This is a genomic window from Bradyrhizobium shewense (assembly GCF_900094605.1).
Classification (GTDB): domain Bacteria; phylum Pseudomonadota; class Alphaproteobacteria; order Rhizobiales; family Xanthobacteraceae; genus Bradyrhizobium; species Bradyrhizobium shewense.
In genome coordinates, this window is record NZ_FMAI01000009.1 from 144,297 (window position 1) to 168,399 (window position 24,103).

Here is a 24,103-nt window from a genome sequence, read left to right on the forward strand (position 1 = left end):
CTCAACGAAAGAAACGACAGAAACGCCTTCGAAAACAAGCCTGTCGCGTGGTCGGGCGCCAATAGCGAACAGGGAAATTTCGCTGAAGAATCAGGGACCGGCGGTGCTCGAACAGGGAGCCGCCGTCAACGCGTAAGCCTCCGGGCTCCGGCAAAGGCACTGGGACTTCGAGCTGCTGATCGCTGTGCGCGATGGGCACGCGACAACCGGCAGCATTGAGCACCGAACCGGGCCTCGACTTAACGATCGGAATGAGATCTGTCTTCAGCGCATGACTTTGCGCGCCACGGGCAATGACCTGCACGGAGAACGTCGCCGCGAGCAGCCGCGTCTTGCGCACGATGTCGAGGCCGCTCGCCAGCGAGGCGTAACGAAAGGTGCGGTCGTCATCGCGCAGAAATGGCGAGCGGATCTGAGCGGTCAGGGTCTTGTCCGGATTGGTCAGTTCGGCTTGCGCGCGAGCCAGCGCCGCCGCGATCGCCCCGATATGCTCACTGGCCTGGTGCTTGGACGGCCGCCATCTCAACCGGATCAAAGCTGACGGCGCCGGCTTTGGAGCGCTTGGCGCGAATGCCGTGCCCGAACCCTTCTTTGGCATCCTCCGGCAGCAGCTTCTTGAGCTCGGTCTTGGCCATGCTTGAGCGGGAGGCTCGCCATGGCCCAGCTGGTAGATCGGTGCTGGCAGGCAACGCTTCGAGCTGGCGCAACAGTCGCTCCCGGAGTGCGGCGGACTCCCCCGCCGCAGCACCGGGGCATGGGTGAGAGCGCCTTTGCCAGGCGAGGCCTTGAGGTTAGGTGGTGCGGGGGGACCGGCGGCCGTATCCGGGGCGTCTAGATCATCCTCGCCGGCAATCCCGACCAGCGCGAACAGGGCGTAGGTGAGCGCCGCACCCATGCGATGCGGCGCCTCGATGTCCCGTGCGGCGCAGACCGGCCAGTCCGAGGAGATCCACTCGCCGGAGGAATGGGCGAGCAGGGTGGAGATGTGGCCGGTGGTCTCCTCGACCCGGGTGGTCTGGATGGTGTGGCGATCTCCTGCTGGCTCAGCAGCCGCAAGCGGGCTGCGCCTACCGCACAGTACCGCGAGCGCGCCCACCATGATGTCAGTGGCGGCAGTTACGGGGCACCTGATGAAGGTTTCAGCGACAACGGTTCGGTACATCAAGCTCGGTGCCGGCGGCCGGTGGGAGAACAGCCTGGACCGCGCTGAGCTGCACTTCGGCTATGGTTCGGTGAGCCATGAACTTGCCGTTGACTGCAACCGGGCGAAGATCATTGCGCATCTGATTGCGCTGGGCGGATCGCCACAGGCCGCGGGGCGCGACGCGCAGGAGGTTGCCGACTTCTACGAATTGGACGAAAGGTGTCTTTGGAATCACGTTCGCGCGCGATCATTTGTGGTGGACGTTTACGGAGCGAGAGGTCACCTGGGTCAAACCTGATCCAACGTGTCCAGGCGAACGCTTCAGGAAGGCCATCGCCGGGTGGCGCAACACCGACATCAATGGGACACCGCTCAAAATAAATTCGCTCAGCACCAAGCTAACCAAGGTCGCAAGCTATCGTCGGACGATCTGTGCCGTCAAAGCGCGGGACTACCTGCTACGGCGGATCAATGGCATCGAGGAGCTGATCGTCGCAAAGGCGAGCCAAGCCCGAACCGCGCTGCTCGAGGTGACGATCGAGGCACTGCAGCTGCTGCACTGGGCCGATTTCGAAACCCTTGTTGACATCATCTTTGCGCGCAGTGGCTGGAACCGGATCTCCGTGCTCGGCGGCACCAAGAAGCTGGTTGACCTCGAGCTGGAGCATGCGGTGATCAACGAGCGGGCAGCAGTTCAGGTCAAGTCTTCCGCCAGCCAAAAGACCTTGGATGCCTATTTCCGCCGGATGGACGCCACCGAGCAGTTCGACCGGTTCTTCTTCATTTGTCATTCGCCAAAGGGGCGCCGAGCGCCCCTGACGACCGCTTTGACATTCAAGTCTGGACCGGTCGCGAGTTAGGTTCGACCATCATGCGGCTCGGGCTGCACGATTGGGTGATGGAGAGGCTCACCTAGCCAACCGCGATCGATCAGAGACGACTCAGCGCGAGGCTGCACGCTGGCCCGGACAGCCATCCACTGGATTCTTCTCCGGACTACGGAAAAGAATCGTCAATCCCCTTGGCGCGGGTGAGGTCGGCCAGCGTGGTGTCCCGTAGTCGCGCGAACGCGGCCCTTGCTTGCTCTAGCACCGACATCCAGAAGCGGGTGCGGCACCCCGTCCATTCCTGGGTGGCAGCTACCCTGGACGGCATCGTCGCGCCGACCGGCGCGGTGTTCGAGGCCAAGTTCATGCTGCCTTGGGCCTTTACCGAAGAGGCGGCGGCCGAGAAGCACATGGCGCAACTGCAGCACAAGATGTGGGTAGGTCGCGGCGCGCGCGGCCGTGCCGTCGATCATCACCGGCGGCGGCAAATGGGTCGAGATCACCGTGCATGCCGATCCGCTCTACCAGCACCCAGCACCTGCTGCTGACCGCGGAAAAGAAGTTCTGGCGCTGCGTGCAGAGCGGCGAGCCGCCGCTGCTGTTCGCCATCGAGACCCCACGGCCGCGGCTCGCCGCCGTCAAGGTGGTCGACATGACCGCGTCCAATCTGTGGGCCGCGTGCGCGGCGACTTATCTGCGCACCCGCGAGGCCCATGCCGAGAACAGCCTGCAGGAGCCCGAGCCCGGCACGTCGACGCCAAGCTTGAGGACGCTGGCCGCGCTCAGGCCGATCAGACGGCCGACTTGAATGGCACGCCAAGCCTGCCAGCAGCGCCTGCTGCCGACGCCGAGGCCGCGCTGCAGCCAGCGCTACCCGAGGCCGGGCTCGCCTATCCCAAGGAGCCGTCCCGCAAACGCAGCAAGGCGCACCTGTGCTTTGTTAAGGAGCAGCCCTGCCTCGTGTGCCAGCAAACCCCGTGCGATGCCCATCATCTGAAATTCGCTCAAGCCCGGGCGCTCGGCCGCAAGGTCAGCGATGAGTTCACTGTCCCGCTGTGCCGCGCGCATCACCAGGAGCTGCATCAGCACGGCAATGAACGGGCGTGGTGGGCGAACCTGCAGATCGCGCCGCTGCCGGTGGCGCAGGAGTTGTGGGCGGCAAGCCCCGTCCACGATCCCGCCAACGTCGCCGTCAGCGCCGCGTCGCTTGCGGCAAACCTGGATTCGGAGGCCGCCGGATGAACGGTCTGTTCCAAACCCCGCGCGAGCTCACCGTCACGGCGCTGCCGGTCGAGTTTGAGTCCTTGGCGCCCCCGCCCCTCCTGCTGCCGGGCGAACAGCTGGAACACTACCAGGCACTCCGGCAGGCGATCTTTGCCGACCTCGCGCCGCGGTCCGCCATCGAGTGGCTGCTCGCAATCGAGCGTCGCCGAGCTGTCCTGGGACATCCAGCGCTACGCATGTTGCGGCATAAATTGCTCGAGACCTATCGCCAAAAGGCAGTTGAGGCGGCGCTGCGGCGCATCGACATGGTCGGAATTGATCCCGAGTTCGAAGCGGAGGCCGAGACCTACACGCTACAAAATGCCCTGAGCTGGCGGTGTGATCCCGTCGCTGCATCCGAGATCGACGCGCGGCTTAGGACCTTTGGCTTTGACCAACACGCCATCACCACCGAAGTCTACGTGCAGGCCCGCGAGGTCATGGTCTTGTTCGAGGGGCTGCTCAACGCCGCACAAACCAAGCGCGTGCTGCTCCTTCGCGAGATCAGGAATCAGCGCTTCCTCAATGGACCGCTGCGCCAAGCGCGCGTCTGAGGGAGACCGAGCCAGATCGCCAGCGCGACTGAAACCCGTGCAGAAGCCGGCGGCCCTAGCAAGCGGCGCATTGCGTATCTCTATCAACCGGGCCGGCATGATGCGGCTGCGCTGCTCGGCCGAATGGTCGCGACCGACCGCTAGAAACGCACCAACCCTTCGCAGGCGCAATACGGGGGCGACACTTTTCCAAGAGATCCTTCTTGAAGAGCTGAATCCTGAGGAGTTCTATGTCGCAGTAACCTGCGTCGAAACGCGAAATTCCCCGCCACACTCGCGCTGATTCGGAAAAGCGGATTGTACGTTTTACTTTGCCGTTCGTCGGCAACAGTACGCAATCGAGTACGGTTTTGTTGTACTCGGCTAAGCCATGATCGCGGCTAACCCTTCGCGCTGTGTTGCTTCGGCGGGCAGCCATGCAAGTATTAGGGCGCCTCCGAGCCGGCCCGACCTCCGTCGGCAAGTTGCAGAGCGCGGATCGCGTCAGGCTCGAAAGGGCGGGTGATTACCGACCGGGCTGCTGCCGGGGTCAGCAATCTCAGCTATCGGCTGCTGTAAACCACAACGCCGTCGTCGCCGGCCGCAGACCGTGCATGGATGAGCAAAAAACGGGCAAGCCCCCGGTTTAACACTGGCAAGCCGCCGTGCTATGGACAGCAGGCGACCACTAACGCGGTCGCAATCTCAGTTAACTCCCGCCGGCTCCCAAGTCGGCGGGTTTTTCTATGAACCTTAAGTCCGATGAGATGCCGGTCCGGACTGGCGGGTTAAACTTGGCTTTAACACCCGTTGTGCAGCGGCGCCGGCTCATATAGATAAGGCCTTCAGCGTCAGTTGCGTTTGAGAGTCATGATTACGTACAAACAGTACCATATCGAGCGATTTGAGCACGGTCGGCGGGGCTGGGTTGCCCGCATCACGCGGGCGGATGGCCAGCACATCCGCACCATCCTGCCGGCTTCTGAACATCCCTACCTTGATACGAAGCCCACCGCGTCCGCAGAGGAAGCCGAGAAGCTCGCCAAGGAAGGCATCGACTTCGGCGGGATGGTTTAACGGGCCCCTCGTCAGCACGTCTGCACCTTGCAGCGATCTCGCCGCAGCGCTTGGAGAAATCGCTCGCCTGGTCGTGAGGTGCATCGCCCTTTGATTGAGAGAGCGCGGGCGTAAATCATGCACCGCCAACGGCCAATTGTTTTCCAGCCTATATCACCTGCGGCTCATAGCGAGACACCCCGCTTCCCCAGCCACGCCAGCGCGGCGGAGCAAACGGCTGAAAGCAAAGCGGTCCAAAACCAGGACCGCCCGCGGGCGGCACTGATAGAACGCAGATATAAGAAAGCTCCAAGAAGCTTCCCGTAGTTCCTTCGGAATTCTCCGTTCAGCTTAGCTAGTTCCGGCAAATCGGACAAAGCCTTGCATTCGTCGGCCATGGCTAGGCTCCATTTACGGCTGGACCAGCATCTCATAAACCACTGTTTTGCCCGACGGCACAAGCGAAATTTCGGTTTTTTCGATGAGCGCCGTTTGGCGACCCCTGACCCTCGTAGGCCCGGTTGTCTAGCGATCTGCCGACGTAAGTCACTGGGGCGCTACCTCAGACTGGAATCCGGCCAGCGAGGAACTTCATCCGCGGGCCGGGATCGGCGAAAATTCTCGCGCACCATCGCGTAGACCATAAAAAGGCCGATGGTGATGGCGACGGCTAGCAGTGGGAAGATGTAGTTCATGCAGCCTCCAAGACTTTGACATACTAGCAGAGGAACGCAAACCGTCCAATCGGACGATGATCCCGGCTTGAAAAGGCGCAGTTAAGTTCCCGCCTTTATGTTCTCGACCCGCTTGTGATCCTCACACATTGTATCGCTTCAAGCGTTTGAGCGCCCGCCGCTGCCGCGAAAGCGCAGCCTTTTCATACCGCTCTAAGCTCGAAAAAAACTCATTTCCTTTTGGTTGAGCGCCCTCCAACCACGGCAAGGATCAGACCTAGCCTGAGAGCTCGCAAGGCGATCCTGTCGACTCCTAGCTTGAGCCAGATCTTGAAGTGCGGCTTCCATATCCTCGCCGTTGATATCCTCGGCAAGAACTGCGTCGAACCCATCGGAACCGGAAAGATCCGCTTCGGCCCAATGAGATAATCCATGGCGACAAGCGTTGCGCCCCGATATTGTTTTCCCAACGAACCGGTACTTTTCGCTGCGTTAGCGCGATTGACTCCGACTTGTCGCTTTGCTCCCAACTTGATCTCGGATTTCGCTAGCTAGCGATCGATCCGTCGATCGCGGAATCGACGGCATCAATCCTCATTCCTGGCAACTCCGCGACGCGATAGTATTTGAGGCGGGGAATCTGAGGACCGGTCTGCTAGCAGCTGGGCGATGAACGAATCGAGGTTTGCCCCATCAAACAGATAGGCTGCGATGCCGGCCGCTTGTGCCGCATCAAGATCACTCTGCTTATCGCCAACCATGAAGCTAGCATCGATATCCACCGCGTAACGCTCAAGCAGAGCTCTGATCATCCCAGGCTGCGGCTTACGACAGTTGCAAAGGACACGATAACGCTCAATCAGGCCATCCGGATGATGTGGGCAAAACTCGAACGCATCGATATGCGCGCCAAGGCTTTCAAGCTCTCGCGACATCCATTCGTGCAAATTGCGAACATGCCGCTCCTCGTAAAACCCCCTCGCAATTCCCGATTGGTTCGTTACCACAAACGCAAAATACCCGGCGTCATTGACTGCTTTTACTGCCTGTTGCGCTCCTTTCACCCACCGGATCTTGTCCGGATCAAAAGCATAGCCGTCGTCCTCGTTGAGAACGCCGTCACGATCAAAGAAGACTGCCGGACGCATCAAAATCTTGTCGCCTAAGTTGGACTGAGCGCAGCCGATCTTCCGACAATTCCGGCTTCATTTCAACTTGTCGCGCGATTGAACGGAATCGTTCTCTGCGCCGCGTCTTTTGCATCCAGCTCTTTGCTGTTCATGCGTATCGGCTTCGTTGGCACTCCTCAGGTGCTCTAAGCCCGCGAGAAACAAGGGCCATTCCTGCCGCTAAAACGAGCAATACTGTTGCCGAACGGATTGGAATTCAACGGCGATTGGAGCGTTAGCGCAGCGCCAATCAACGCACCGGTATCTCGCCGCCCACGCGGGAACTTCGGGCAGCGCGGCAAGTAAACGCTTGTACTTGCGTCGGAGATACCAGTGACAACGGTTCAAACGAATGGCGCCTGTCGAATGGCTCCTCGCCATCGACATCGCCGAACTTTCCAGGGAGATGCAACGCTATCGCATGTTACGGGTGACGCTTCGACGCATTGATGTCGTCGGCATCGCCCCAGACTTTCAGGATGTAGCTGAAATCTATCCGATCAATATCCCAAAGGGCTTGGCAGCTAGACCCTTCTGCTACGCTCGATATCGAGGCCCGTCTTCGATCATACGGTTTTGATCAACATGCTATCAGCGCGGAAGTCTACATTCAGGCGCGCGAGATACTGTCCCTCCCCGGCGTTGCCACATCAATCAGCTGCGGCCCCGAAGAGATTTTCATAGGCACTGCCTTACGCTCAAAAGCAAATGAGACACTCTTCAGTCCATGGACGCGCTACGCACCGCCCCTAAATTCGAAGGCACAGCTGGGTGGACATCAATGTTCGGCGCGCTCCAGTGATGGCCTTGTACAGCGCTTCTACCGTATGGCTCTGAGTTTCTTGAGGCCTGTACCTCGCCCGGAAACATCCATTCCGCGACCATATGCCGAGCTGGATATCCTCCGGGCCGGCGACGGCCGAGGCTGAGGTCTCGCGTTAGCTCATCGACATCTGCGTCACCAGGCCGGAAGCATTTCCTCGTTCCAATGGACTCAATAGTCCCGACGGCGTCATTTAAGCTTTGAGAGGACAGCGACAAAATCGATGTCCAGCCATTTTGCCATCGCAAAAAGGAAAAGAGCCATGCCAACAGGCGCTAGCAGTCTGCGCCAGTAATTGAACATGGAAAGATAAGTCACCATCAGGAAAATCGCGGACCCTTTCAGAAGGGAGTCATTCACCGCTAATGCGAATACAGAAAACATTGCGCCGGTATTGACGGCTGCTGTTGTTCGCATGAACAAATGCACAAAGCTTGGTTGGAAGATACCATCCCCCTCGCCGCCCGCTGCTATTGTCATGCAACACACCTCTCGGTCGAAAATAGGTTACTAAACCACTGCATTAGTGTTGATGCAACTAAGCGGCTAGTTCCGAGCTCCTAGGCGGACGAGCGGCATAAACTTGCCTGCGGTAGAACTAGAAACAAGGAATCGCGCAAATGAGCGAACATCTCAACCATAATCACGAGCAGAAGTTCTGGATTGCCGCTATTCTGGCACTCGCACCACCTCTGCTTACAGCCACGGTTTTCGTAGGAAGTTGTTATTGGAGCCTTGGCCCGGCCGCCTCTTTCAGGGTTTCCTGCCTGGGCCAGCCTCCCGGCTAGTCATGTTTGACGAGCCGACCCCAGGCCCTTCTCTTGTCGTCAGGTGGGCGACACTGGGAAGCGTTTAACGGACCACAATCAAGAATGTTTAGCGGATGTAAGGTTCCGTGCAAGTCAGACCGCCGCCTTACCCTCTCGACACCCTTCACAAGAACAGGTGCAAGCCAAATCAGTTCGGAAGAAGTCCCTGAGAATGCCGAAGCCGACTGGCGCATCTCGACTGCTAGGCATTAAAGCCGAGTTCTAACATATGAAAACGATCGCGCGCTGTCGGCCCCAAGTGCAATAGCTCAATTTCCCATTTCTCCGCCCTCAAAATCGTCAGCAATTCCAGAGCGTGCGATAGAAACAAGAATTAGTCCAAGTCCGACAATAAAAACATTCGCTATGACGCCTCTTTTGGCACGCTTATTACTCTTGCAATCAAAGTCCACCAGAGTCGAATTAGTGATAGCAACCAGAACAATACCAAAAGCTAAAATCAAACCATTTCTCATACCGTCTCCCATCGGGTCAAGCGGCACAGCTTGACTATGACATTACTTTGTATGCCAAAGGATGCCGTTCGCGACCGATGAACGATCGCTAGTGCCATCTGACTTCGCGAGTTGCGTCCACGCTGCCAGCGGCATCAACGCCTGTGAACCGAAGACAAGAACGCCGAATCAGACCGTTCTGAAGTTTAACAAGAAGCTCGCGCTGACTCCATCGCGGAACGCTAGTGCACGACGACCATAGCGAGGCGCGGCCAAAAGATCGGACGAGACGCGATCCAAGAGTTCGCTGGAGGGTTGAGCCCTCATCGTTTGGGCCACGGCGCTCCCTTGGACCCATATCATTTGCGAAATGCACAGGGTTGTCGGGCCGGTGACCGGATGGCACCGACGTGGACGCCGGCCGTCGGGAGAAATGCGCTTTCCTCGTGGACGCGCTGCGCGCGGGCTCGGAACTTGCCCGTCACGAAGGACGGTGTGGGTACCATCCTCCCGCATGCGGCAAAAATTTCCGTTTATCTCCGGCTCATGTCGATGAAGGCGCTGCGGCGTTCTTTTGACCCCGCCGACTCGATGACCTCTAGGTACGGTAATATAACACCTCTCGCGGTGTCCCACGAAGCCGACGGTGAGCCGCATCGACCATTTTTTAAGCGTTCGCTTAAGGTGGGAACGTCCCTTAGTTGGAACCAGACTCCAATCCTATTGAATTCATTACGAATTTGCTCTCGCTTAGCTGCTCTTGTTCGTCGGGACGCGCCCGCGATCCTCATCTGCAGGCTGGGGATTGCGGAGGGGCGCAGGGGCAGGTGGAGCGTCGCGAACTAGTGGAATTCGATGAAAATACACTGGAAGTTCAGTGTTCGGAGGCGCGTACTGGGCTATCGCCCCTCCCCGGGAGCGTCGAACTCGCAGCTCTCGACGGGTGGCTCCGCTCTCCCCGAACAAACGACAACTTGAAAGCTGGAGAAGGCCAATCCAGGCCATTTGACGCTCGCGGAGCCCAGACAATCCCGCCCTTGCCACCCGATCAAAACCAGCTGGCGCGACGTCCGGCAATTATGTTAGTTCGCGCCAAACGGTGCCGTTCGCACAACTGACCTTCCGCAGCCATCAAGATACCAGGGTGACCCATTGCTCGAAAGAGATAAGCTTGACCATTCCCCGCTTGTGATTGCTGAGGTTGGCCAGAACCATCAAGGCGACCTCGATATCGCACGCGAATATATTCGGATGTTCGCGTTCGAAGGCGCCGACGTCATCAAATTTCAGACCCGAAGCAACAAGTACCTGTTCTCATCCAGTGCTTATGAAGCTGCGTATACCAGTGAGAATGCCTTCGCTGAAACCTATGGTGCTCATCGTGAGAAACTCGAACTGAAGCCGGAATGGCTGCCCATCCTCAAGGGGGATTGTGACAGGTATGGGGTGAAATTTATGTCGACGCCGTTCGATGAACCCAGCCTCGACTTGCTCCAAAATATCGGCGTGGACCTCCTGAAGGTCGCATCATTCGATCTTGGCAATCTGCCCTTCCTTAACCGAATTGCAAGGGTTGGCAGACCTGTGGTGATGAGCGTCGGAGGCGGCAAGATGGATCAAATCCGCGCAAGCGTTGAGCTATTGCTTCGCCATCACAACCAAATCGCAATTCTGCATTGCGTCTCTGAGTATCCGTGTGAGTACAATCGGCTTGGGCTGGACAATATCGACACATTGATCAAAGAGTTCCCCAACTGTGTGATCGGTTCATCGGACCATTTTAACGGTACATTGTCGGGGCCGATCGCCTACATGAAAGGGGCGCGTGTATTCGAAAAGCACGTGACGCTCAACCGTGCGTGGAAGGGCACCGATCATAGCTTCGCGCTCGAGCCAGAAGGTTTCCGCAAGTTCGTCCGAGATATAAAGCGCGTGCGCCACATGATGCCGCCTAAACCTGCAGTCGACATTGGCGCTGAGCAAGTTTTCAAAAAGCTAGGCAAATCCGTCATCGCTTTTGCGGATCTAAAGGCAGGCGACGAGCTGACGCTTGATGTGCTATCGGGACGCATTTTCAACAAGCAGTATCTGCCCGTCCGGGAATCCAACAAGATCGTCGGCACCAAACTGAAGCGGGATATCGCGAAAGGGGAACCAATCGAACTCTCGGATGTAGAACATCGAAACGGCGCGTTTGACCATGATTGACGCAAATCGCCTAGCTGTCGTGCAGTTGATCGTGTTCGACTTCGATGGGGTGTTTACGGACAACACGGTCTACGTAACCCAAGATGGCATCGAGTCTGTTCGTTGTTGGCGTAGCGATGGCCTGGGGCTGACCAGGTTGCGCTCCGCTGGAGTAAAATTGCTGATCGTATCGACCGAAAATAATCCAGTTGTGACAGCGCGCGCAACGAAACTTCGACTGCCCTGCAAACAAGGTATTGACGATAAAGCCGAAGCCGTTTTGCTGTCTTGTCGAGAATTCGGAGTAACACCTGAACGGACGATGTTCGTCGGCAACGATATCAATGATATTCCGGCATTCGCAGTCGTTGGACTGCCCGTCGCCGTTGCGGACGCCCACCCGGACGTTGACCTCCATGTAATTTGGCGGACGAAGCGCCCCGGCGGCTTTGGGGCCGTTCGCGAAATCTGCGACGCTGTCTTCAACGCGGGGCGACTAGACAATGGCCGAGATAATCATGGATGAGCTTTTCGATGTCGCCAGCGAAATCGTCCTCATCACCGGCGTATCTGGACAACTTGGAAGTGAATATGCACGCAGCTTTCTGACGCGCGGCGCTCGGGTTGCTGGGCTCGATTTGCGTATCTCGCCCGCCACCGAAGAACTGCTATCTGTTTTTTCTGACACTTTCATGTTTGTAGATTCCGATATTACGAGCAGATCTTCTATCAACGAGGCGCTTCATCGAGTTGAAAGTCGATTCGGCACACCAACGGTTCTCGTCAACAACGCCGCGATCGATTCGCCACCGTCGGCTCCTATCGAAGAAAATGGGCGCTTCGAGGATTACCCAGAGTCGTCATGGGACAACGTTATCGACGTCAATCTCAAGGGGACTTATCTATGCTGCCAGATATTTGGCGGCGCGATGGCGCGAGCCCAAAAGGGATCGGTCATCAATGTTGCGTCAATATACGGAATGGTCGCGCCCGACCAAAGCCTGTATGAGTACCGCCGTCAGCGCGGCGAGGTCTTTTACAAGCCAGTTGCTTATTCGGCTTCGAAGTCGGGCATCCTCAATCTCACGCGATATCTTGCTGTATATTGGGCGAAACGCAACGTTAGAGTAAATTCACTGACCATTGCGGGCGTTTTCAATAATCAAGACGAACAGTTCCTCGCCGCCTATTGCGGACGCATTCCGGTTGGGCGCATGGCAGCGGCGAGCGAGTACAATGGAGCAATAGTCTTCCTAGCTAGCCCCGCGTCGCGATACATGACAGGGGCGACTCTGGTGATCGATGGCGGCTGGACAGCGATTTGAGCGATGACCGAACTCCGGATTCCTAACTGGATAGACGGCAAGCCGCGTCGATCGTCGACCGGAGGCTGGCTCGAAAAGTTTACTCCCCATGACGGGCGCTTGTTGAGCTATGTGACAGACTCGACGGAGGAGGACGTCAAGCTGGCGGTTTCAGCAGCGGGTGACGCGCAACAAGCGTGGGCGGCAATTACTCCGATCAGGCGCGGACAAATCCTGGCTAACATCGCGTCGATAATGCATCTGCGCCGCGCCGAGCTCGCCGAGTGCATAGCCATCGAAACGGGGAAACCACCACAGGATGCATTGGGCGAAACCGATGGAGCGATATTGCAGGCCGAATATTTCGCAGGCGAAGGAATGCGGCTGCATGGGCGTTCTCTAACCTCGGGGACACCCAACAAATACAGCCACACTGTCCGCCAACCACGAGGCGTCGCTGGTCTCATAGTCCCAGCCAACACGCCGATTGCCAATATCGCCTGGAAGACATTTCCTGCACTAATTTGCGGAAATAGCGTTGTCCTGAAAGCTGCGGAGGACTCTCCGCAGATCGCATGGTTATTCGCGCAGATCACAAAGGACGCAGGATTGCCTGATGGGGTGTTCAATCTCATCCAAGGGCGCGGGCAGCAAAGCGGCGCCGCCCTGGTGATGCACGAGCGGATCGACGTCATCAGCTTCACCGGCTCGACGAATGTTGGCCGCTGGATTGCCGAAGTCGCCGGCAAGCGACTTGCACGAGTTTCGCTAGAACTGGGCGGCAAGAATCCTTTCGTAGTATGCGACGATGCCGATCTGGATCAGGCTGTGCACTGGGCGAGCCTATCGGCTTTCAGCAACGCTGGCCAACGCTGCGCGGCTGGCAGCCGCATGTTGGTTTTTCGCTCCGTTTACGAACCATTCCGGGACAAATTGGTTGCGAAAGCTCGCAGCCTCAAGCTCGGCATATCGGCCGATAGCGATCTCGGACCGGTCGTCAGCCGGCGACAGCAACAGTCAATTCTCGCAGCTATCGAGCGCGCTAGGGCTGAAGGAGGACGCATCCTGTGCGGCGGCAAGGCTTCCGACGCACTCGACCTGATCAACGGTTATTATGTAGAACCTACCGTCATCGACGGTCTTTCGACCGGCTCAGAAATTGGGTCCAAAGAAGTGTTCGGCCCCGTCGCCACCCTGCACGTGGTCGAAAACATCATCGAAGCGGTTGCCGCAGCCAATTCTTCCGAATATGGGCTTACCGCCGCGATTCATACCACCAATGTTGATCGTGCCATGTGGTTCGCGCAGCACGTTAAAGCCGGCGTCGCTAACGTCAACATGGGAACCTACGGCAGCGAGCCACACATGCCGTTTGGTGGGTTCGGCGCTTCCGGTAACGGAACAAGAGAACCTGGGGTAGAGGCGCTTGAGGTGTATTCCGAGCTAAAGAATATTTCCTTCCTGATACGACCCGCGCTGCTGTCATGAGCAAGCCTTCCCGCGCTGTCGCATTCATTCCGGCACGATCTGGATCAAAGCGGGTCCGGAACAAGAATATCCTTCCGTTGGGCGGCCATCCAATCATGGCGTATTCAATCCGAGCGGCTATCGATAGTGGCGTATTCGGTAGCGTGATCTGCGCAACCGATAGCGAGCTTTATGCAGACATCGCTCGCCACTACGGTGCGGAGGTTCCATTCCTACGATCGGCCGAGATATCGGGCGATAAGTCTCCGGATATTGAATGGGTCGTATGGATGCTGAATCAGCTGACCGCAATAGGGTGTCATTTCGACATCTTCAGCATCTTGCGGCCGACTAGCCCATTCCGGCTTCCAGAAACGATCCAGCGAGCGTGGTCAACCTTTCTGGCTGATCCCGGCGCAGATTCGCTTCGTGCAGTCGAAAAGTGTAAGCAGCATCCAGGAAAAATGTGGGTCATTCGAGGCGGCCGCATGCTGCCATTGTTGCCGTTCTCTAACGGAGACACGCCATGGCATAGCAGCCAATATGCCTCGCTTCCTCTAGTCTACGCGCAGGACGCTAGTCTTGAAATTGCATGGTCACGAGTTCCGCTCAAACTAAACAGCATAGCAGGGGAAGCCATCATTCCTTTCGTGAGCCAAGGCTACGAAGGATTCGACATCAACGAGCCGGAAGACTGCTGGCTAGCGGAAAGGCTTCTCGATACCAAGGCGACCGTACTCCCGACGATCGATATCGAGCCTTATAAAGTCAACGAATAAGTGGAGTTTGAAGTGGGTGAGCTCGCAGGACAGGCCGTCGAAGGCACGCTTTATTTTGCCCCGCATGCCGAATTCGAACGCGTTACCGGCTCGAACCTTCCCGCAAAGGAAAGAGCAGCAATTTTCGGGGATCTGTGTCGCTTGAACGCGCTCTACATGATCGCGCGCGCAGGCTCGGGACACATCGGCAGCAGTTTCAGCAGCCTGGACATCGTCAGTTGGTTGCTGCTCGAGGAAATTGAGGGAGCGGACGTCTATTTCAGCTCGAAGGGCCACGACGCCCCCGGTTACTACGCTGCCCTCATCGGATTGGGCAGACTTGACTTTGAACTGATCCACAAACTGCGCCAGATCGATGGCCTACCCGGCCATCCGGACATCGGCACGCCGGGCATGGCAACCAACAGCGGTTCGCTTGGCATGGGGGTATCGAAAGCGAAGGGCATGATCCTCGCCAATCGCTTGACGCACCGCAACGGAAGAATTTTCGTCATGACCGGCGACGGCGAACTGCAGGAAGGTCAGTTCTGGGAGTCTCTTATCTCTGCGGCTAACTTCGGCTTGCACGAGATTACAGTGATTGTCGATCACAACAAGCTACAGTCCGATACATTCGTTAAGAACGTCTCCGACCTCGGAGACCTCGAAGCCAAGTGCAAGGCCTTTGGCTGGCGGGTCGAGCGCTGCGATGGCCACGATCTGAGTGCCTTCGCTGAAGCGCTCGCCTCTATCGAAGGAGACCGTCGGCCGAAGATTGTGATCGCGGACACGGTGAAGGGCAAGGGCGTATCTTTCATGGAGCACACTTCGCTTGACTCGGACGTGGCCATGTACCGATTTCACAGCGGCGCACCGGACGCCAGCTTGTACCGCGCTGCGGCCCAAGAGATCATGACGAGGCTGAACAAGAAGTTTTCGGACTCCGGCATGGCACCGATGGAGCTGGAAACGATTGAACGCCCGCAGCCGTCCGCGCTACCCGCAACAGCGCAGCGGCTTATAGGAGCCTATACGCAGGCGCTACTCAAGCAGGCAGAAAGACGTGCCAATCTTGTGGCGCTCGATGCGGATCTGATCTTGGATACTGGACTCATTCCCTTCCGGGAGAAGTACCCGAATCGCTTCTTCGAATGCGGGATTGCGGAGCAAGACATGGTTTCGATGGCCGGCGGCATGGCGTTGAAAGGACTACTACCCATTGTACATTCGTTCGCCTGTTTCCTATCGGCGCGCCCGAACGAACAGATTTATAACAACGCCACTGAGCTCACGAAAATCGTGTATGTCGGGTCTCTCGCCGGGGTTGTACCAGGCGGGCCTGGACATTCGCACCAAGCGGTCAGGGATATCTCCGCTCTGGCAGCAATCCCGAAGATGACGATCGTTGAACCTTCCTGCGAGGCGGAAGTCGAGAGCTTGTTGGAATGGTGCATCGACGAGGCTCCGGGCAGCAGCTATATTCGTTTGATCTCGCTGCCGTGGGATGTGTCTTATTCGCTCCCTTCAAACTATAAGCCGAAATACGGTGAAGGCGTTGTCCTCACCGAGGGCAATGACGTCGTTATCATTGCATACGGCCCGGTCATGTTGAGCTCCGCAGTCAGGGCAGCTCGCATGGTAACCGAGACAGCCAAGTTAAGTGTCAAGGTGATCAACCTACCTTGGCTGAACGTTGTAAGCCCTAGCTGGATGAAGAGGACTGTGCAAAATTGCAGGCACGTCTTTTCCATCGACAATCATTACGTGATCGGGGGGCAGGGCGATGCCATCGGCAGAACGCTAGCGGGCCTTGGCGCGAGCATCCCCTACACTTGTATTGGCCTATACGATGTGCCGCCGAGCGGCACGAATCAACAAGTTTTGGAGCGTGTGCGCCTGGACGCAGTATCGGTCGCCCAAACGATCACCTATGCCTTAAGCTCGACCTAATCGACGTGCGCCTAAGGGAGATCGCTCACCTTGTGAGAGGGACGCCCGTTCTAGGATTACACCAGCAGTTCTGATGGCGCATTTAACCCCGAGATCGCCTTTCCTTTCCCCTCGTTGCGCCTGCAGCTGCAGGGAGACGTGGATTAGGCGAAGCTTCTCCTTCAACGTCACAATCACTTTGACGATTAATCGTCTCCAGTATGAAGGCTACGGCGAACGATGTCATCCAGGTTACTGTCCGCGATCGTAAGGCGGCTACGGAGTATGGCTACTTCAGCTAGCCAGCCGATTGCCCAGAGGCCTGCGCGCGAAGCTCCGCCTTCCCTCCCCGATTGGCACAAATATCTTAAGAACTCGCCGACTTGGGATAAAGCTCTCCAAGCAGCCAAAGGGGGCGAGAAAGTCCTGGTTGCAACAAGTGTCGGCGGCCTTGCAGCAGCCACAATATTGGAGAGCCTAATCGCAGTGTCGCTGACCTTGAGGGGCGCAAATGTTCGCCTTCTGCTGTGTGACGCTGCGCTGCCGGCATGTCTTCACATACATGCAGGTAAAGTGAAAAGTACTGAGGTCATCACGGAGTATCGTCTCAAGAAAGAAGTCTGCCCGGGTTGCTTAGCACGAGGGAAGTCGGTTTACGATAAAATCGGTCTCGCGGTCTCCTACTACAGCGAATTCATCTCGGACGCTGAGCGGGCCAACCTCAAAAACTTCGCGGCGACCATTTCCTCTGATGACATCAGCGCTTATACGGCGGGCGGTCTCGCTCTCGGAGAGCATGCCCTTGCCGGCGCATTACGTTTCTTCGCGTGCGGAACTTTACCCCAGACGACCGAGGCCGACCAGGTTCTGCGCCGATATTTCGAGGCGGCTCTGATTACTGAACTGGTCACGAGTAGATATTGCTCCAAGTACGCGCCCCAGGTCGCAGTCTTCCATCATGGAATCTACGTTCCTCAGGGCATCATCGGTGAGGTTTGCCGGGCGAGAGGGGTTCGCGTCGCAAACTGGCAGGTAGGCTATCGGAAGAGGACGTTTATCTTCTCACACAAGAAGACATATCATCACACCCTTCTCGAAGAGCCAGACTCCAACTGGAAAAATTTTGCCTGGAATGAGGCCCTGCAAAACGACACCTTGGCATATCTGAAGAGTCGCTGGTACGGCACCGACGACTGGATCTGGTTTCACGATCAGCCGAAGCACAATGCTGAAATGATCATGAACGAAACTGGGATCGATTTCTCACGCCCTACGATCAGCCTATTAACTAACGTCTTCTGGGACGCGCAGCTCCATTACAAGGCGAACGCCTTTCGCGACATGCTAGATTGGCTGGTCCAGACCATCGAATATTTCAAGGGCCGTCCCGATCTCCAGTTAGCGATCAGAATCCATCCTGCCGAGGTAAGAGGCGCCATACCGTCTCGTCAACCACTAGTAGATGAAATAACAACGTTCTTCCCAAAGTTGCCAGAAAATGTGTTTGTCATTCCACCGGACAGTCAGGTCAGCACCTACGTGCTTTGCGAAAACAGCGACTCCGTCATTATCTACGGAACCAAGACGGGTGTCGAACTGACGGCCATGGGCATTCCTGTGATCGTGGCGGGAGAGGCATGGATCCGGAATAAAGGTCTTACCCGCGACGCAACGTCGCCAGACTCCTACTTTGCTATCCTTGACAAATTGCCGGCTGGCAAACGCTTGGACGCGAGGACGGTAGATTTGGCGCAAAAATACGCGTTTCATTTCTTTTTTCGTCGTTTTATTCCGATTTCTTACATGGAACCGGCCTCCGGAGGAGTTCCTTATGAAATCGGCATCGACAACATTGAACAATTGTTGCCCAGAAGCGATGTCGGCTTGGACGTGATATGTGATGGCATTCTTCATGGCAGCGAGTTCATTTATCCTGCCGAAACTCGACAGGGGGCAACTTGACCAAGTATTGGGACCACGCTTTTGCGAGCGGAGGCGTCTACAAGCGCCCCAGGGGCGCGGGGTCTCTCCTGATTGATCCATTTCTAAAACTTGCCGAAAAGCTGTACGGAGACTATTGCGTTAGGCGCCTTTGGAGGTCCTGGGACAGAGCAGCCGTTTGTGCCGCAGGTGTGAGCCTCGGCGGCAACGCTCGTTTGATTAACAAGCACAATCGCGAGGCCGTTCGGATCGGGCAACATACGGTATGTCGAGGAACGATCCGAGTAGAGCCTGGAGGAGCCCTGACCATCGGCGAGGAGGTTTATCTCGGAGACGATACCATCATCAGTGCCGCACAGCAGATTACGATCGGAAGCGGGACTCTGGTTGCACATCGCGTCCAGATTTTCGATAACACATCCCACTCCATCAATTGGTTGGAACGTGAGAAGCACTTCAAGAAAATTCTCGGCCAAAAAATTGATCAGAAAATCGAGATTCCGAGCGCCCCGGTAACAATTGGCAGAAACTGCTGGCTCGGGTTTGGAAGCGCAATCCTGAAGGGCGTGAGTATCGGAGACCGGGTGATTGTTGCCGCAGGCTGTATCGTGACGAGCGATGTTCCGCCTGATACCTTAGTCATCGGCTCAAAGACAACTTTTGTCGACTTAAAAGACAGGAATTGAAAGAGGCTATGCGCATGTTAGAAAAATTCCGGAAGTCGACAGCGAGCTCTTCTCCAAACACGCAGACGCCCGCCTACTTCAAAATGGATCAGTACGTCGAGGCGGTTTGCTACACAGCCGCACCGGGGCAGACCCAATGGTATCCACCGCTAATGGTGTCAGCAGGGTCGATCGCGCAACGCGCGGTATGCGCTGAGCGCGTTCAGGAGGCGATTGCCTTGCTAGACCGCTTGAGCAGGGACGACTACAGCGAATATCTCTTGAAATACTACAGAGAAGGCGCTCGTCGCTTCAATGCCGGCTGGCGTTATGTCGATATCGTAACTGTACTACTCGCTTTAGCAGAACAATTACAGCCGAAGAGTTATCTCGAGATTGGCGTCCGCCGCGGTCGCAGTGTCAGCGCCGTCGCATCGAAGGCTCCCGCTTGCGATCTCTACATGTTCGACATGTGGGTAAGCAATTACGCAGGTATGGAGAACCCCGGCCCGGAACTCGTCTCACAAGAACTAGACAAGTTCTCACATTCGGGCGAGCGTATCTTCACCGATGGCAACTCGCATCAGACGCTGAAGCCGTTTTTCGAAACTCATCAGGACCTAGCGTTCGATCTCATCACCGTTGATGGTGACCATTCCTACGATGGTGCCGTAGAAGATCTATGCTATGTATTACCTCACCTGAAGATCGGCGGCGCGATTGTTTTCGATGATGTTTGCCATCCGAAACATCGCTATCTAGAGGATGTCTGGAAGCGCCTCATCGTGGAGGATTCGCGCTTCACTGCATGGACTGATGCGGATATCGGCTATGGCGTCGGATTTGCACTTCGAAAATGGTAAACTCGCCGGAACGTGTTGTTATAGTCGGAGCAGCCGGTTTTCTCGGCAGAGCTGTCTCACGCTACTTTTCCAGGGCAGGCCTCTCCGTGATTGGCGTGGACATTGTTGCGGCTGCTGAGCAACAGCCCTATCTGAATTTCTATTGTTGCACCGACCTGGATTCTGAGCTCGGCCAGATTCTTAAGGAGCAGAGACCGACCTACCTGATTGATCTGGCGGGTAATGCCAATGTCGGAACGTCAATCCAAGCTCCTCGTTTCGACTTCCTTTCGTCGGTGAATCTCTTCTCATCTATCCTCGACCAAGTGCGTCTTCGATCGCCCGAGACACGGGTCCTATTCGCCTCGAGTGCGGCAGTGTATGGTCAACCCAATCTATTGCCCATTACCGAGGATATGCCGCGACAGCCTATTTCACCATATGGATTCCACAAGGTCATGTGTGAGCAGCTGGCCGCCGAGTATCACTCGATCTACGGCCTGCAAGTCGCTTCTTCGCGCATCTTTTCGGCCTATGGGGCAGGACTGCGGAAGCAAATATTCTGGGACCTGTGTCACAAATGCCTTGCTGGCGATATCATTCGGCTTGGTGGCGACGGGACCGAATCCCGTGACTTCGTTCACGCCTCCGATATCGCTCAAGCGACGCTCTGTCTTCTCCGCAGAGGAGCATTCAATGGCGAAAGTTACAATGTCGCGCGGGGCATAGAAATTTCCATCTCGGAGATTGCCCACCGCGTCGTCGCTGCTTTCGGAGAGAATAAGGAACGAATAGTCTTTAGCGGGGACAATCGCGCCGGAGATCCTAAGAACTGGCGGGCCGATATCGGCCTGGTCAGCGCGCTCGGATTCAAACCCCAAGTGGGGATAGACGAGGGCGTGGCTGAGTACGTGAGCTGGTTCCGGACGCTCAGATGAAAATCCTAATTTACCTGACTGGCGGCCTGCACTGGATCGGTGGCGTTCAGTACACCCGTAATTTGCTACGGGCACTTGCCCTCCTGCCGGCTTCCGAGCGCCCTCAGCTCGTTCTGCAAATCAGTTCGAAGAATCGACTTGCAGGTTTCGAGGACGAGTTTCGGACTTATCCAAACGTGCTTATCGACGCCCCTCTTAAGGTCGGCCACGACACGCTTAGCAAATTGCGCCGTGCATTCCGCAAACTCTCCGGCCGAGAGCTGCAGGGCAAATTTCTTCTTTCCGATGAGTGCGTCGTCGCCTTCCCCGCAAAGGGGCCCAATATCCCGGGCCCGTCCCAGAAGATATATTGGGTGCCCGACTTCCAATATAAACACTTTCCGGAATTCTTCTCTTCAGAAGAGCTCAAGAGCCGCGACGCAATGTACAATCGGATGTTTGCAGAGCCTGGAATTCTAGTCTTGAGCAGCGAGGCGGCGAAGCAAGATTTTCACCGCTTCTTTCCGCAGTTCGAAGAGAAGCCCGTGCGCATCCTCCATTTCGTTAGCACGTTCGCGCCAGACGACTTCGCAGCCGATCCGCTATCCGTCTGCACCCGGTTTGCTCTGCCCAATGAGTTTGTTTATCTGCCGAACCAGCTGTGGCAGCACAAGGGACACGACACCGCTTTCCGCGCACTTGGAATTCTTAAGCAGCGAGGGATTCAAATCCCGCTCGTTTGTACGGGGAGCAATGAGGACTATCGCACCAACGAATATGGCCGTCACCTTGACGATCTCCTGAAAAGCTACTCAATCCACGGGCAGACTCTTCGCCTGGGCTTACTTGATCGTCGCGATCAAATCCAACTCTATCGCCAAGCCAGCCTTGTGCTTCAGCCTTCTCGATTTGAGGGATGGAGCACAACAGTCGAGGACGCGCGTGCACTCGGAAAAACAATAGTCTTGTCAGACATCGACGTGCACAAGGAGCAAAATCCGGCGAACGCGGTCTTCTTCGCTGTTGATGACCACTATGATCTGGCAGAAAAACTATTGGCGGCGTGGAATCAGGCCTCACACCAGCCACGCCTGGAGAACGAACGCTTGGCCCGTCGCGAGGCTGTCGAGCGCAGCCTACGATATGCGCGCGATTTCCTTTCGATCGCAAAAGCGGCTGCCGCTGGACGAACCTGACGCGACATTCATAGCTAAGTAGCGAGAGCACCTTCATGGCAAGTCGAGAGCAAGTCACCCGCATTACCCCAGCGGGACGATTCATGGCCATCGATCCTCAAGAGTACTGGAACGCCCGGTATATGTTCTCGATGCTCGTGTGGAAGAAGATCCGCGCATCATTCGGCGAGATGTACTTCTGGTTTGTGTGGCTCTGCGCTCGACCACTAATCTATGTGACAATCTTCGGTCTATTCAAACGCTGGTCCGAAGCAAAAACAGGGGTCGAACTCCCTTATACGCTCTATATCTACAGTGGCTTGATCCTTTGGTACTATTTCATGGAGACGTCGATCGACGTGTCAATGAACATCAAGGCGAACGCGTCACTGATCACGAAGATCTATATTCCTCGGTTGCTCACGCCCACTGTCCCCTTAATCGCAAATCTTTTGGATCTGATCGTATCAGCGATTCCCCTAGTCGGAATGATGGTCTATTTCGGCGTGTATCCCGGGCGGGCTATTTTCATGATACTGCCGACTCTCCTCATCGTCATGCTGATGTCCCTCGGCACGGGTCTCATCATCGCCGCGGTGACGCTGCGACTCAGGGACTTTCAGAAAGTCTTCGAGTTCAGCCTTTATCTCGCAATGTTTGTTTCGCCCGTCATCTTCTCTCCGAAGATGATCCCAGACCGATTTCACATCATCTATCAATTAAATCCGATGGTCGGCGCTCTGATGGGTTGGCGCGCGGCTCTCTTTGGTGAAGGCTTCCCATGGCAAGCTTGGCTTTCTTCGCTCGCTTTCGCAATGATCGCCGTGATCGTAGGTCTCTATCTCTATATGAGATACGAGCACGAACTGGTGGAGGCGATTTAGAGCATGACAACTCCGGTGATCGAAGTTGATGCGCTATCAAAGCAATATGCGATAGGCACTGGTGGTAGCGCGACCCTGGGTCGTGTTGCACGCGAGCTTGCATGGTTGCCTTATCGCAAACTGAGGGGCCACCCTATTCCGCCGATCATCAAGAAACGGCAAACATTCTGGCCTCTCCGCGACATATCGTTCTCGGTTGGACAGGGAGAAGTCGTCGGCATCATCGGATCGAACGGTGCAGGCAAGAGTACGTTACTAAAAATCCTCTCGCGCATTATCTCGCCGACGCTGGGCAGCGCGACTATCCGCGGGCGCGTCAGCTCTTTGATCGAAGTGGGAACTGGGTTCAACGCGAATATGACGGGACGTGAGAATATCTTTCTCAACGCGTCCCTGCACGGCCTGACACGATCGCAAATAACTACGCGGCTCGACGAGATCGTGGAATTCTCGGGAGTCGAGAAATTCATCGATACCCCTGTCAAACATTATTCAAGCGGAATGTACAGCCGCTTGGCATTTTCTGTCGCGGCGCATCTGGATCCGGATCTGCTCTTTGTCGACGAAGTGCTCGCCGTCGGCGATATCGCTTTCCAGCAGAAGTGCCTTAATAGGTTTTCGGAGATGGTAGGGGGTAGTCGCACAGTCCTGTTCGTAAGCCACAATCTCAGCGCCGTTTCCAATATTTGCTCTAAGGTGCTGTGGCTGGATCAAGGCCAAGTGCGATACTTCGGATCTACCGAGGCTGGTATCGCCGAATACTACAAAGCGATGATTCCTGCTACGGTACAATCGCTCGACACGCGCCATGAACGAATCGGTACCGGCGACCTGAGGTTCAGCAGCATCTCGTTTTATGATGGCAATATGCAGCGATGCGAACGCCTCAAGTCCGGCCAGGATGTCATTATCGGCCTGAGATACCAAGCGCGACCTGAAAAGCTCGAACCCATTAGGGATCTGAGTATTTCAGTCGTATTTAAGAACGACAAGGGACAGAGACTGTTTGGCACTCCCAGCGAAGTTCTTCCTACGACACTCCCCACGAGGATACATAGCGAGGGGGAGTATCTGATCAGAATACCGCAACTTCCATTACTTCCTGGAATTTATGACCTTGATTTGGGATGCATCATCAACCGATCGACCACAGACAAACTTATCTCTGCAAAGCGTCTTATAGTGACCGAGTCCGACTTTTTCGGTACAGGCAGATTACCTCCTAACCAGCAGGGCGACATCCTGGTTAAATTCTCTAATGAGTGGCGATAGGTTTGGTTC

24 protein-coding genes and 3 pseudogenes are annotated in these 24,103 nt (G+C 56.3%); 20 read left to right on the plus strand and 7 right to left on the minus strand.

Annotated elements, in window-relative coordinates; translation table 11 throughout:
* Position 1: 1 nt before the first annotated feature.
* The 3 genes and pseudogenes from GA0061098_RS47435 to GA0061098_RS18930 form a co-directional block, all read right to left on the minus strand.
* Positions 2–535: a hypothetical protein gene (locus tag GA0061098_RS47435; protein WP_430649268.1), complete on the minus strand. Its 534-nt coding sequence runs from the start codon at positions 533–535 to the stop codon at positions 2–4.
* Positions 492–632: pseudogene (locus GA0061098_RS45635) on the minus strand (YqaJ viral recombinase family protein); the annotation flags it as partial. The pseudogene GA0061098_RS45635 and the gene GA0061098_RS47435, both read right to left, overlap by 44 nt.
* A gap of 1 nt (position 633) precedes the next feature.
* Positions 634–1,053, minus strand: a pseudogene (locus GA0061098_RS18930) (ERF family protein); the annotation flags it as partial.
* Positions 1,054–1,130: 77 nt separating this feature from the next.
* On the opposite strand from GA0061098_RS18930, the gene GA0061098_RS47440 reads away from it, so the two are divergent.
* The 6 genes and pseudogenes from GA0061098_RS47440 (at position 1,131) to GA0061098_RS18950 (ending at position 4,844) form a co-directional block, all read left to right on the plus strand.
* Entirely contained in the window at positions 1,131–1,442 is a 312-nt protein-coding gene (locus GA0061098_RS47440; RefSeq protein ID WP_129590886.1) for a hypothetical protein, read from the plus strand.
* Positions 1,396–2,004, plus strand: coding sequence for a hypothetical protein (locus GA0061098_RS18935; RefSeq protein WP_091959148.1), 609 nt, complete (start codon positions 1,396–1,398; stop codon positions 2,002–2,004). The genes GA0061098_RS47440 and GA0061098_RS18935 overlap by 47 nt, the downstream gene beginning before the upstream one ends.
* 230 nt (positions 2,005–2,234) lie before the next feature.
* Positions 2,235–2,713: pseudogene (locus GA0061098_RS46120) on the plus strand (YqaJ viral recombinase family protein); the annotation flags it as partial.
* Positions 2,714–2,775: 62 nt separating this feature from the next.
* On the plus strand, positions 2,776–3,213 hold the full coding sequence (locus GA0061098_RS46125; RefSeq protein WP_165637450.1) for a DUF968 domain-containing protein: 438 nt from the start codon (positions 2,776–2,778) through the stop codon (positions 3,211–3,213).
* On the plus strand, positions 3,210–3,788 hold the full coding sequence (locus GA0061098_RS18945; protein ID WP_245323420.1) for a hypothetical protein: 579 nt from the start codon (positions 3,210–3,212) through the stop codon (positions 3,786–3,788). The genes GA0061098_RS46125 and GA0061098_RS18945 overlap by 4 nt, the downstream gene beginning before the upstream one ends.
* An 849-nt stretch (positions 3,789–4,637) precedes the next feature.
* Positions 4,638–4,844, plus strand: a complete 207-nt coding sequence (locus tag GA0061098_RS18950) for a hypothetical protein (protein ID WP_091959152.1) — start codon at positions 4,638–4,640, stop codon at positions 4,842–4,844.
* 536 nt (positions 4,845–5,380) lie between these two features.
* On the opposite strand, the gene GA0061098_RS45080 is transcribed toward GA0061098_RS18950, so the two are convergent.
* On the minus strand, positions 5,381–5,518 hold the full coding sequence (locus GA0061098_RS45080) for a hypothetical protein (RefSeq protein ID WP_165637463.1): 138 nt from the start codon (positions 5,516–5,518) through the stop codon (positions 5,381–5,383).
* Positions 5,519–6,084: 566 nt separating this feature from the next.
* Positions 6,085–6,648, minus strand: a complete 564-nt coding sequence (locus tag GA0061098_RS18965; RefSeq protein ID WP_091959157.1) for a D-glycero-alpha-D-manno-heptose-1,7-bisphosphate 7-phosphatase — start codon at positions 6,646–6,648, stop codon at positions 6,085–6,087.
* Between the two features lie 370 nt (positions 6,649–7,018).
* On the opposite strand from GA0061098_RS18965, the gene GA0061098_RS18970 reads away from it, so the two are divergent.
* The gene (locus GA0061098_RS18970) at positions 7,019–7,246 is read left to right on the plus strand and encodes a hypothetical protein (RefSeq protein WP_091959160.1); all 228 of its coding nucleotides are present in this window, start codon (positions 7,019–7,021) and stop codon (positions 7,244–7,246) included.
* 432 nt (positions 7,247–7,678) lie between these two features.
* On the opposite strand, the gene GA0061098_RS18975 is transcribed toward GA0061098_RS18970, so the two are convergent.
* Together GA0061098_RS18975 and GA0061098_RS43870 are read right to left on the minus strand one after the other, a co-directional pair.
* Positions 7,679–7,969 carry a hypothetical protein gene (locus GA0061098_RS18975; protein WP_091959163.1) on the minus strand — a complete coding sequence of 97 codons (291 nt, stop codon included), beginning with the start codon at positions 7,967–7,969 and terminating at the stop codon, positions 7,679–7,681.
* Positions 7,970–8,567: 598 nt separating this feature from the next.
* Positions 8,568–8,774 (minus strand): hypothetical protein, encoded by a 207-nt coding sequence (locus GA0061098_RS43870; RefSeq protein ID WP_129590887.1) that lies wholly within the window; start codon positions 8,772–8,774, stop codon positions 8,568–8,570.
* A 1,131-nt stretch (positions 8,775–9,905) separates the two neighbouring features.
* Between GA0061098_RS43870 and GA0061098_RS18980 the strand changes: the two genes are divergently transcribed.
* The 13 genes from GA0061098_RS18980 (at position 9,906) to GA0061098_RS19040 (ending at position 24,094) form a co-directional block, all read left to right on the plus strand.
* A complete protein-coding gene (locus GA0061098_RS18980) occupies positions 9,906–10,961 on the plus strand; it encodes an N-acetylneuraminate synthase family protein (RefSeq protein ID WP_091959166.1) in 1,056 nt (351 codons plus the stop codon).
* The gene (locus GA0061098_RS18985) at positions 10,954–11,466 is read left to right on the plus strand and encodes a KdsC family phosphatase (RefSeq protein WP_091959547.1); all 513 of its coding nucleotides are present in this window, start codon (positions 10,954–10,956) and stop codon (positions 11,464–11,466) included. The genes GA0061098_RS18980 and GA0061098_RS18985 overlap by 8 nt, the downstream gene beginning before the upstream one ends.
* A complete protein-coding gene (locus tag GA0061098_RS18990; protein ID WP_245323422.1) occupies positions 11,459–12,265 on the plus strand; it encodes an SDR family oxidoreductase in 807 nt (268 codons plus the stop codon). The genes GA0061098_RS18985 and GA0061098_RS18990 overlap by 8 nt, the downstream gene beginning before the upstream one ends.
* Positions 12,266–12,268: 3 nt before the next feature.
* On the plus strand, positions 12,269–13,732 hold the full coding sequence (locus GA0061098_RS18995; RefSeq protein ID WP_091959169.1) for an aldehyde dehydrogenase family protein: 1,464 nt from the start codon (positions 12,269–12,271) through the stop codon (positions 13,730–13,732).
* Positions 13,729–14,490 (plus strand): acylneuraminate cytidylyltransferase family protein, encoded by a 762-nt coding sequence (locus GA0061098_RS19000; protein WP_091959171.1) that lies wholly within the window; start codon positions 13,729–13,731, stop codon positions 14,488–14,490. Before GA0061098_RS18995 ends, GA0061098_RS19000 begins: the two co-directional genes overlap by 4 nt.
* A 12-nt stretch (positions 14,491–14,502) precedes the next feature.
* Positions 14,503–16,419 (plus strand): transketolase family protein, encoded by a 1,917-nt coding sequence (locus GA0061098_RS19005; protein WP_245323424.1) that lies wholly within the window; start codon positions 14,503–14,505, stop codon positions 16,417–16,419.
* A 264-nt stretch (positions 16,420–16,683) separates the two neighbouring features.
* Entirely contained in the window at positions 16,684–18,360 is a 1,677-nt protein-coding gene (locus GA0061098_RS19010) for a capsular polysaccharide export protein, LipB/KpsS family (protein ID WP_129590888.1), read from the plus strand.
* Complete coding sequence (locus tag GA0061098_RS19015; protein WP_091959174.1) at positions 18,357–19,025, plus strand: acyltransferase; 669 nt, start codon at positions 18,357–18,359, stop codon at positions 19,023–19,025. Before GA0061098_RS19010 ends, GA0061098_RS19015 begins: the two co-directional genes overlap by 4 nt.
* A 14-nt stretch (positions 19,026–19,039) precedes the next feature.
* Positions 19,040–19,867, plus strand: coding sequence for a class I SAM-dependent methyltransferase (locus GA0061098_RS19020; protein ID WP_245323425.1), 828 nt, complete (start codon positions 19,040–19,042; stop codon positions 19,865–19,867).
* On the plus strand, positions 19,861–20,784 hold the full coding sequence (locus GA0061098_RS19025) for an NAD-dependent epimerase/dehydratase family protein (RefSeq protein ID WP_091959177.1): 924 nt from the start codon (positions 19,861–19,863) through the stop codon (positions 20,782–20,784). The genes GA0061098_RS19020 and GA0061098_RS19025 overlap by 7 nt, the downstream gene beginning before the upstream one ends.
* Entirely contained in the window at positions 20,781–21,959 is a 1,179-nt protein-coding gene (locus GA0061098_RS19030; RefSeq protein WP_091959180.1) for a glycosyltransferase, read from the plus strand. The genes GA0061098_RS19025 and GA0061098_RS19030 overlap by 4 nt, the downstream gene beginning before the upstream one ends.
* Positions 21,960–22,042: 83 nt before the next feature.
* Positions 22,043–22,822, plus strand: a complete 780-nt coding sequence (locus GA0061098_RS19035; RefSeq protein WP_245323427.1) for an ABC transporter permease — start codon at positions 22,043–22,045, stop codon at positions 22,820–22,822.
* A gap of 3 nt (positions 22,823–22,825) precedes the next feature.
* On the plus strand, positions 22,826–24,094 hold the full coding sequence (locus GA0061098_RS19040) for an ABC transporter ATP-binding protein (RefSeq protein WP_091959183.1): 1,269 nt from the start codon (positions 22,826–22,828) through the stop codon (positions 24,092–24,094).
* The last annotated feature ends 9 nt before the right edge of the window (positions 24,095–24,103 follow it).